Origin of the sequence: Tardiphaga sp. (assembly GCF_028290495.1) — a bacterium.
In the GTDB taxonomy this organism is placed as follows: Bacteria; Pseudomonadota; Alphaproteobacteria; order Rhizobiales; family Xanthobacteraceae; genus Tardiphaga.
Genome location: NZ_JAQGJT010000011.1, coordinates 1 through 9,315 on the forward strand (window position 1 = coordinate 1; position 9,315 = coordinate 9,315).

A 9,315-nucleotide genomic window follows, 5' to 3' on the forward strand; every position below is an offset into this window, starting at 1 on the left:
CCGCGGTCGACGACCTGCTTGACCGCTTCTTCTTTAAATTCCGGGGTAAATCTCTGTGTACTCACAAGCTGCCTCCTATGCTCCAAGGATAGGCTAGGCTTGTCTACCGAAACAGGGGCAGTCCAAAACACCTAACTTGGTGTCTTCGGAACCGGGGGCAGCTCAGTTGGTAAAAGCTTCGATATTAGAAAACTAGATCCAGTGGTGCAAAAGGCGCTTGAAGGCGCGCCGCAGGATGGCCAGAAGTTGATGGCTTGGAAGTTGCCGACTTTAGCTCGCGTATCGAACGGCTGGTCAATGAACACCGATACGGTGGGCGTATACGGCAATTACTACTTGAAGCGGGCTATTCTCTCGCAGCAAGGACTGGGCGCTAATGTGGTCGAGGAGGCCATTTATCCTCTCAACCTTGCCGATGAAAGCGGGAAGCCGCTTGACGGCGCGAACAAATACACGATCACCTTTGAAAAAGGCGCTGCACCACCGGTCAATGCGTTCTGGTCAATTACCCTCTACGATCAGGAGGGATTTCAAGTCGGAAATGTACTGAACCGCTTCGCCGTCAGCAGTTGGATGCCGTTCAAGTACAATTCCGATGGTTCGCTTGACCTCTATTTCCAGAACGAAAGTCCCGGCAAGGACATGGAAGCCAATTGGCTGCCTGCGCCAAAAGGCCCATTCAATCTGACGATGCGTCTGTATGCTCCCAAATCCGAGGCGCTGACGGGCAAGTGGAACCCGCCGCCGGTCAGGAAAGCTCAGGGGCTACCAAGCCTTGCAGCCCAATAACCCCTTCAGCAAGGATGCTTAGCTTCGTAACGCGGAGCTGAGCGTCCCCTGCGCTACCTGTTGTCCGCTCCGGGTCATTCGCGACCGGGTCGAGGCAGCCTTAGGTCCGGCCATGCCGGCTATGCCGCCGAGACCGGAAGGAAGTTAGCGGCTCCGCTGCCGCCGTTGAGGGATGATGGTACGGCCGTCACCCCTCTGAAGGACCATCGGCACACTCCTCCCCTCAACATGAAGAGGACAAGCGCAGCGGTTGACGGTGAGAAGATGGCAATCTGATTGCACAACAATTAACCATAACCGCATTCTCAGTACTTTTTGACGCAGATAGAATGATCGTTAAAGCTAGCCCAAGTAGAATTCGGTGTGTTCGAAGGTCGGGCGCGTTGAGGCGAGTCCCGATGATTACAGTCCCTGCGTTTGCTACCGGTCAAGTCGCGCTCTGGACGGTTGCACTATACGGGGCACTGGCGACGTGCCTCCTGATCGCTCTGATATACCGTATATTAATGCAAAAGAGCCGCTTAGCGTCGGCCATCGACAACATGACGCAGGGCTTGCTGCTCTTTGATGCGAATAAGCGCGTTGTCATCTGTAACCAGCGGTACATTGACATATACGGCGTCTCGTCAGACATTGTGAAGCCCGGCTGCAGCTTGCGCGACGTTCTCCTACATCGCAAGGAACTTGGTTCGCTGATTGGTGACGTAGACGCTTATTGCGAGCGCGTTGCGAACGATCTGTCTGAGGGAGGTAGACCTTTTATTTTGAGTTTGGCGGACGGTCGATTCATTCAGATCATTGATCGGTCGATGGCCAGCGGCGGTTGGGTATCAACCCACGAGGACATCACTGAGCGACGGCGCATCGATAAAGCGATCGAAGACATGGCGCTTCGGGATTCTCTTACCGGCCTTCCCAATCGGGGCTTCTTCCAGAAGCGTCTTGGCACCGAATTTGAGTCGCCGAACAATCCCAAGTTTGCTCTTCTGTTTATTGATGTGGACGATTTCAAAAGCATCAATGACACCCTTGGTCACGAGGCGGGGGACGACTTACTTCGCGCCGTGGCAGCTCGTCTCCATATTTGCGCAGCCCGCGATTCAGACTTCGTAGCTAGGCTCGGCGGGGATGAGTTCGTTATTATCCGGCGCTTTTCGTCGGATCCTGACGAAATTGAGAAGCTAGTTGCTGAAATCTTCGCTTTGCTTCACGAGCCCATAGAGTGCTCAGGGGAGCGCGTCTTAATTGACGTGAGTATAGGCATCGGCATCAGCCCAAATCACGGCAGCGACCCGTCGACGCTCATGCGCAATGCAGATACGGCGATGTATCAGGCAAAGGCCGCAGGCAAACGTACTCATTTGTTTTATGAGCCTGCAATGACCGCGTCGCTGAATGCTAGACGCCGCCTTGAAGCAGATCTCAGGCATGCTGTTCTTAGTAAAGATATCGGAAGCAACGGCTTTTCACTATACTTTCAGCCACTCGTAGCCCTCGCCGACGGTCGCATTACTTCATGCGAAGCATTACTCCGCTGGCATCATCCGCTCTTGGGTCCGATTTCTCCAGAACAATTCATCCCCATCGCAGAGGACTCCAGACTTATTATCGAACTAGGAGAATGGGTCTTAAAGGAAGCTCTGGCTGCTGCCTCCTCGTGGCCGATCAATATAGGAGTCGCCGTTAACGTATCGCCGGTTCAATTTCGCAGTCCCTCGTTGGCTTTGAAAGTGCTAAATGCGCTAGTCATTTCTGGCGTAGCGCCGCAGCGCCTTGAGCTGGAAATTACGGAAACTATCCTGATCGGCGACGATAAGACGGCCCTCGCAACACTTCATCAACTGCACGCGGCCGGCGTCCGAATCGCCCTCGATGATTTTGGGACAGGTTACTCGTCCCTCAGTTATCTTCAGCGTTTCCCATTTGATAAAATCAAAATTGATAAGACATTCATCAACAGAATCGACGATTCAGTAGGCTCTGCCCATATTGTGCGAGCTATCGTCGACATTGCGACTGCGCAAGGCATGACCACCACAGCAGAAGGCGTCGAGACGGAGAATCAGCTTGCCGCTTTGAAACATCTTGGCTGCACAGAAATGCAGGGTTTCTTGTTTAGCCGCCCACTGCCGGCAACAGAGATAAGCGAGCTTCTGTCACATGACGTTGAAATTCGAAAGTTGATGGTGTGCTGATCGGCGATCACGGGCTCGGCGTCATAAAGACAGCATTGGCGTCATAGTCTTGAAGATAGCGAAGCCATCAATAGGACTGCAAATTGAGGTGGGGGTGAAGAAAGCACCGCTCAGCAAGGGAAGGCTGTCGGCGCAGCGCCGCCGCAAGCTTTCGAAGCCAGTCCCTCTGTGTCAGTCGCTCCAGCTAAGGGCTTGGTGCGTCGTACGCACTCAACGACTTCCCGCTACTGCAATCAATGGCTACGATGACGTCGGTACCGAAGCATCACGCCATCGTTCTGATCCTTGGCCGATCCATTCGTTGGCGGATTCTGCCGACGTGAACACGCCAATGAGTTGCACGGCTGGGCGATTCGGCCATTTAGCGTCTATGACCCAACCAAAGCTCTCTGTCAGCTCGCGCGCGGTTAGAACGGCTTTGTCGGTCATGAGAGTCTCCGTGCTCGCCTAATGGGCTGAGTTCATTTCCGAGAGAAGCGCCTTCATAGCGATCTTTGTTAATCGGCGTGGGGTCCCGACGCCGATCGGCGAGCCAAGCTATTGATCTAGCAAGCGATGGAGGGGTCAATCTTGGACGCTTATTGACAGTCGAGGGCTTCGGCAAGCTGCTCGCTGATGCTGGCAGCGATGGGTCAGCAGGCCGTCCCAGTCGAAGGCAATGTCGCGCTTAACGAGCGGGACTACGGGGACCTGACCGGGCTGAACAAAGACGAGGCGCGGCGGCAGTTCGGCGAAGAACAGGTGCGCGTCTGGCGTCGCTCCTATTCGGTGGCGCCCCCGCACGGCGAGAGCCTGCGGGGTACGATCGCACGGGTGTTGCCCTACTATGTCGGACGGATATTGCCGGCGGTCATGAGGGGCCGGGCGCTCCTTGTCGTCGCGCACGGCAACTCGCTGAGGGCCATGATTCTGGCTTTGAAGGGCCTTTCTGCCGAGGCCATTCGCAAAGTCGAGTTGGGCACCGCCGAACTGCGGTTCTACCAGATAGGCGAGGACGCTTCCGCGCGGCTGACCGATACGTGGACGTTGCCGAACGATTGACGTTGGGAAGAGCCGAGCGGTGACATCCGGAAACTCTTCAAAGGGGCAGGTCCTTGCGCGTCAGTTCGTCCACTCCTGTGATCCAACGCTACATGGCGAGATCCGCTGCAATCCAGCGAAGCTACTAAGTCGATTGACGGTCAGCCCACTGCGACAGCAGCGCTATCAAACCGACGATCGCCACGGCGAGCATGATCGAGGCGGTATATCGGCTGAGGGCGAGCCCGCCGTGATCGAGCGGCTTATCGAGGAAATCCCCGACGGTCGCGCCGAGCGGACGGGTCAAGATGAATGCCGTCCAGAACAGCATCGTTCGCGAGACACGGGTCCAGACGTACAGTCCCGCGGTGAGAGTCAGGCCGACACCGAAGACGATGGCGCCTCCGCCGTATCCGAGCCCGGTCGAATCGGCCGTCCAGTCGCCGAGCGCGGTGCCGAGCGTCTGCGAAAACATGATCGTCGCCCAATAGAAGGCTTCCGCTCGGTGCGACATGATCCTCTCGACCGAGACCGAGCCCATCGTGCGGTGCCAGAGAAACAGGGAAAGCGCGAGAAGTACGGCAAGCAGCGACGAACCACCGAGATAGCCAATGCCGAGCGACCGATCGACGTAATCAGCCAGCGTCGTGCCGGCAGTCGTCGTGGCGACGATCACGAACCAGTAGAGGAATGGATGAAACCGCCTGGCTGCGATCTGTGCGGCGACGGCACCGAAGAAGGTGACCGCGAAGATTACGGTGCCCAGCAGATAGCCGAAATCCATCGACATCGTGACGGCGTCGCCGCCCGTCTCACCGAGAGTCGTGGCCAGAATCTTGATTACCCAGAAACCCAGCGTCACTGCCGGAACTTTGCTCACAATAGATTCGTCGTGCTCACGCATGCGACCGTCCTAATATCCGTTGCCAATGGATTAGTGTTCCCATTGACTTAGTCTCGCCTTAGGCTGCTGGGGCTCGGTCACAATTTCGCCCTTAGAGGATCAATCAATCCAGGCGAGATCGGTCGCGATCATCCGTGTTGCGACCCGATGCCGGAAATCGGCCGCCGTCGCGTCCGCGACGGCGTACCGGCTTGAGAGCTCCGTCGGTAGATCCTTTACGAACGTTACGCAGCAGGCAGTCTAACGACGGCCTGGCAGCCCCGGCCCTGTTCGCCATTCGCGTTTTGCAGCACCACTGTGCCGCCGATCCCTTCGACGATACGCTTGACGATTGATAAGCCAAGACCCGTGCCTTCGCCGTTTGGCCGACTACCCCGCACGAACGGGTCGAATACAACACCGAGATCGGCTGAAAGGATGCCTGGACCTGTGTCCGACACTTCGACAAGGGCAATCTGGCCCTCCCTGCGGACACTGATGTCGATGCGGCCACCGCAAGGAGTAAACCGCAAGGCATTGTCGACCAGGTTTCTCAGAACGGTCGCCAAGGCGATCGGGTGGCCTTGCACCAGGATCGCCTCACACTCGCTGAATCCCAGATCAATCGCCCGGTCGGCTGCTTTCGGCAACAAGTCCGCTACGACCTCCTTGGCGCATTGATCCAACGAAGTCACGGCGAGCGCAGAGGCTTGGCCGCTTTCATATCGGGCGAGCGTAAGCAGTTGATCCAGCAGACGCTTGGTCCTTCGGGCACCATCCTGCAGCTTCGTCAAACGTTCGCGACCATCGTCGCTCATCTGGATATTTTCCAGGTTCTCCGCCTGAAGACTCAAAGCGGTTATCGGTGTGCGAAGTTCGTGCGAAGCATCCGCAACGAACCGTCGTTGCTGCTCGATCAGCATTCGGACGCGTTCCAGCAATCGATTGATCGAAGAGATGAAGGGATGGAGTTCGTCGGGCGTGCCTTCGAGGGACAGCTTTTCTAAGTCGTCTGAACGGCGCGCATCGAGGTGTCCGGCGAGATCGGCTATTGGGCGCAGCGACCGCATCACGACGACAACTAACACCAGGACGAGGAAGGGCATCACCGCGACGAACGGCAGGATGGTGTAAAGCGCGCTTTCTCGCGCGATCCCGTCGCGGACGGCGGTCGTCTGGCGGACAGCGATGCGACTCTCGTCGGGGCGGATGCGTATCAGGACGCGCCACGGCTCGTTGTCTATCGTGATGACATGGAGGCCCTCGCCGAACGGTGCTAAAACCCTGGAGCGGTGGCCTTGGTCCGGCGTGCTGCCGAGTTCGTCGATGATGATCCTCGTTCTATCGCCAGCTCCGCTACTGACCGATTTCCCTACGGGAAAACGCGTCTGCAAAACGAAAGCGGCGATATGGGTAAGGGTGCGGTCCTGCTCCTCGATGGCTTCATCGTACGCCCATCGATATCCGAAGGCGCCCGCGCCGATGCCGGTGACAAGGATCATGAACGTCAGGCCGATAAGAAGGCGGCCACGCAGGGAATGGGTCATGACGGTCGATCGACCATCCATCCGACGCCGCGCACGTTCCGGATCGCCTGCGCTCCCAGTTTCTTGCGGATTGTATGGATGAGATATTCCACCGCGTTGCTTTCGATCTCTTCGTTCCAGCCGTAGATCTGGCGTTCCAGATCGGGCCGGGAGAGGATGGTGCCTGGGTGCGACAGGAGAGCCTGAAGAAGGGCGAATTCGCGCGCGGTGACGAATGCCGTCTCGGCGAGATAAGATGCCTCGCGCGTGGCGGGATCGAGCGTCATCTTGCCGTTGCTGAGGATCGGTGACGCGCCGCTTCCTCGACGGCGAAGGACGGCCCGCATGCGTGCAAGGAGTTCGCGCATCTCAAACGGCTTCACCATGAAATCGTCGGCGCCGAGGTCGAGACCGCCGATCCTGTCGTCGATGCTGTCCCGTGCCGTGACGATGATCACAGGTAGCTTGCGGCCACCACTGCGCAGGCGCCGCAGCACCTCCGTACCATCCTGGCCGGGCAGTCCCAGGTCCAAAAGCGCTACTTCATAGGACTCAACTGCGGCGGCTTGAACGGCGGTGTCGCCATCGAGAACCCAATCGACGGCATAGGCGGCGTCTTTCAAGGCCTGCTCGACGGCTGCGCCGATCATCCGGTCGTCTTCGATCAGCAGGACTCTCATCCGCTACCCTTTGAGATGAACCGGCAACGGCGCCGATCAGGAAACCATCGCCTCTCAAACTTAGCTGTAACTTAGGGGCAAGCGAAGTGCGCTATCTGTTTATATAACGGTATCTGGGTAGCCAATTTTAATGGCCACGTCTTGGCTTGGCCGGTCTTGCCCCATGTCGCTTCTAAGTTGCGGCGGCCAGTATCTCTCAGCACCGCGACGCAGTTCGCCGGCCTTTGAGGAGATCGAACATGAACCCGACATCGCCGCGAGACACGCTGAACAAGGTCCCGGAAGCGACTATCGTCTTCTGGATCATCTAGATCATGTCGACCACTGTGGGCGAGACAGGAGCGGATTATCTGGCCGTACATGTTGGTCTGGGGACGGCAGCCACCAGGATCATCATGGTCTGCATTCTAGCGGCATCGCTGGCAAAACAATTGGCGGCACGAAGCTACGTGCCGGGGGTCTACTGGCTGACCGTGGTGCTCGTCAGTGTTGTGGGGACGCAGATCACTGACGTCCTGACCGACAAACTGAATGTCAGTCTTTATGCAAGCACGGCTGCATTAGCCGTGGCCTTGGCGATCACATTCGCGGTCTGGTACGGCGTCGAACGAACGCTGTCGATCCACACCATCGTCACGATCCGGCGCGAGCTTTTTTACTGGACGGCGATCCTCTTCACCTTCGCGCTGGGAACGGCAGCGGGTGATCTGGCGACTGAAGCGCTTGGTCTCGGCTTTACCGTCGGCGTTTTCGTCTTTAGCGCCCTGATCGCCCTGATTGCAGTCGCCTATTATCTCGGCGCGAACGCCGTTCTCACCTTCTGGCTGGCCTACATCCTGACGCGTCCGCTTGGCGCATCGCTCGGCGATCTGTTGTCGCAGGCCGGGACTTACGGCGGGTTCGGCTGGGGTACGATCTATACTAGCCTCGCATTCTTGGCGGTGATCATCGCTCTGGTCGCATGGATAACACTGTCGACCGACCGCTCGGCGGCAAACCGATCTGTCTACCCCCAAACAGTTTTGCATCCCGATCCACGCGACGTCGCGCGGATCCAATCCGGAGGAGAACGCAGATGAACAAGACATCTCTCATGATGGCGGCTGGCGCCCTGGCAATGCTCGGTGGTCAGGCTCAATTCGTCCCGTCGGGATCGTTCGAAGTGATCACCGCGGCGCACGCCGGCATGTCGTCGAAGCTCGGCGATCTTACGCCGTTCCGGACGATAGTCGTCGACACGGCGGCTTTAGTGGATAAGGGCGATCTTGCCGGCGCGAAGACGCGAATCAAGAATTTGGAGACCCAATGGGACGAGGCCGAAGCCGGACTGAAGCCACGCGCTGCTGCCGATTGGCACAAGATTAACAAGGCGATTGACGCCGCGCTCGAAGCCCTTCGAGCCAGCACCCCGGACGCTGCGAAATGCAAGCAGACACTGGCCAACGTTCTTTCGACGATGGACACGCCCCATCGGGATGACGCGACGTAACATTGCGGGATCGACAAGCGTGGTGGCCTCCGTTCGAAGGGGCCGCCATTTTCGTGTATCAATGAACTCACAAGGCCTGCTTCGAGAGCGCGGCGGTCGAGCTCGGACCTCGCGTATTCCGACCGACCAGCCGATCGAAGGCCAGATACACGACGGGTGTCGTAAACAAGGTCATGATCTGGGAAATGATGAGGCCGCCGACGATGGCGATACCGAGTGGCACCCGTAGTTCGGAACCGGGGCCGTGGCCGAGGGCCAGCGGCAGCGCGCCGAGCAGGGCGGCCAGGGTCGTCATCATGATCGGCCGGAAGCGCAGGATGCAGGCCTGCCTGATCGACTCGGCCGGCGACATGCCGTGCTCCCGCTCCGCTTCGAGCGCGAAGTCGATCATCATGATGGCGTTCTTCTTGACGATGCCCATCAGCAGCACGATGCCGATCAGGGCGATCACCGAGAGATCCTGGCCGACCAGCAGGAGGGCGAGCAGCGCGCCGACGCCGGCGGACGGCAACGTGGAGAGGATCGTGAGCGGATGGATGAAGCTCTCATAGAGCACGCCGAGCACGATGTAGATCGTCATCACGGCGGCGAGGATCAGCCACGGCTCGCCGGCGAGCGACTTGGCGAATTCCGCGGCGTCGCCGGAATAGTTGCCGGCGACCGAAGTCGGTACGCCGATCTCGCGCTCTGCCACCGAGATCGCCGCCACCGCATCCGACAGCGCGGCACCGGG

The 9,315-nt window shown here is 58.3% G+C and carries 7 protein-coding genes and 3 pseudogenes; 5 read left to right on the forward strand and 5 right to left on the reverse strand.

Annotated elements, in window-relative coordinates; all coding sequences use genetic code 11:
* Positions 1-168: 168 nt before the first annotated feature.
* Together JWQ24_RS00980 and JWQ24_RS00985 are read left to right on the forward strand one after the other, a co-directional pair.
* A pseudogene (locus tag JWQ24_RS00980) lies at positions 169-789 on the forward strand (DUF1214 domain-containing protein); the annotation flags it as partial.
* 398 nt (positions 790-1,187) lie between these two features.
* Positions 1,188-2,984: an EAL domain-containing protein gene (locus JWQ24_RS00985; RefSeq protein WP_299803246.1), complete on the forward strand. Its 1,797-nt coding sequence runs from the start codon at positions 1,188-1,190 to the stop codon at positions 2,982-2,984.
* A gap of 240 nt (positions 2,985-3,224) precedes the next feature.
* On the opposite strand, the gene JWQ24_RS00990 is transcribed toward JWQ24_RS00985, so the two are convergent.
* Positions 3,225-3,413 carry a hypothetical protein gene (locus JWQ24_RS00990; protein WP_299803248.1) on the reverse strand — a complete coding sequence of 63 codons (189 nt, stop codon included), beginning with the start codon at positions 3,411-3,413 and terminating at the stop codon, positions 3,225-3,227.
* Positions 3,414-3,572: 159 nt separating this feature from the next.
* On the opposite strand from JWQ24_RS00990, the pseudogene JWQ24_RS00995 reads away from it, so the two are divergent.
* Positions 3,573-4,025 (forward strand): annotated as a pseudogene (locus tag JWQ24_RS00995) (histidine phosphatase family protein); the annotation flags it as partial.
* Positions 4,026-4,149: 124 nt separating this feature from the next.
* Here JWQ24_RS00995 and JWQ24_RS01000 read toward each other — a convergent pair.
* From JWQ24_RS01000 to JWQ24_RS01010, 3 genes are all read right to left on the reverse strand, one after another.
* The gene (locus JWQ24_RS01000; RefSeq protein ID WP_299803250.1) at positions 4,150-4,908 is read right to left on the reverse strand and encodes a hypothetical protein; all 759 of its coding nucleotides are present in this window, start codon (positions 4,906-4,908) and stop codon (positions 4,150-4,152) included.
* A gap of 224 nt (positions 4,909-5,132) precedes the next feature.
* Complete coding sequence (locus tag JWQ24_RS01005; protein ID WP_299803252.1) at positions 5,133-6,434, reverse strand: ATP-binding protein; 1,302 nt, start codon at positions 6,432-6,434, stop codon at positions 5,133-5,135.
* Positions 6,431-7,093 (reverse strand): response regulator transcription factor, encoded by a 663-nt coding sequence (locus JWQ24_RS01010; RefSeq protein ID WP_299803255.1) that lies wholly within the window; start codon positions 7,091-7,093, stop codon positions 6,431-6,433. The genes JWQ24_RS01005 and JWQ24_RS01010 overlap by 4 nt, the downstream gene beginning before the upstream one ends.
* A 239-nt stretch (positions 7,094-7,332) precedes the next feature.
* Here JWQ24_RS01010 and JWQ24_RS01015 point away from each other — a divergent pair.
* Both JWQ24_RS01015 and JWQ24_RS01020 read left to right on the forward strand, forming a co-directional pair.
* Positions 7,333-8,079: pseudogene (locus JWQ24_RS01015) on the forward strand (hypothetical protein); the annotation flags it as partial.
* A gap of 89 nt (positions 8,080-8,168) precedes the next feature.
* On the forward strand, positions 8,169-8,582 hold the full coding sequence (locus tag JWQ24_RS01020; protein WP_299803257.1) for a hypothetical protein: 414 nt from the start codon (positions 8,169-8,171) through the stop codon (positions 8,580-8,582).
* A gap of 67 nt (positions 8,583-8,649) precedes the next feature.
* Here the strand turns inward: JWQ24_RS01020 and JWQ24_RS01025 are convergent.
* Positions 8,650-9,315 (reverse strand): efflux RND transporter permease subunit (locus JWQ24_RS01025; protein ID WP_299803260.1); only part of this gene is annotated, 666 nt, incomplete at its 5' end.

Coding starts and splice junctions, on each gene's coding strand:
- JWQ24_RS00990 (WP_299803248.1), bottom strand. CDS start 3,413: ATGACCGACAAAGCCGTTCTAACCGCGCGCGAGCTGACAGAGAGCTTT.
- JWQ24_RS01020 (WP_299803257.1), top strand. CDS start 8,169: ATGAACAAGACATCTCTCATGATGGCGGCTGGCGCCCTGGCAATGCTC.
- JWQ24_RS00985 (WP_299803246.1), top strand. CDS start 1,188: ATGATTACAGTCCCTGCGTTTGCTACCGGTCAAGTCGCGCTCTGGACG.
- JWQ24_RS01010 (WP_299803255.1), bottom strand. CDS start 7,093: ATGAGAGTCCTGCTGATCGAAGACGACCGGATGATCGGCGCAGCCGTC.
- JWQ24_RS01000 (WP_299803250.1), bottom strand. CDS start 4,908: ATGCGTGAGCACGACGAATCTATTGTGAGCAAAGTTCCGGCAGTGACG.
- JWQ24_RS01005 (WP_299803252.1), bottom strand. CDS start 6,434: ATGACCCATTCCCTGCGTGGCCGCCTTCTTATCGGCCTGACGTTCATG.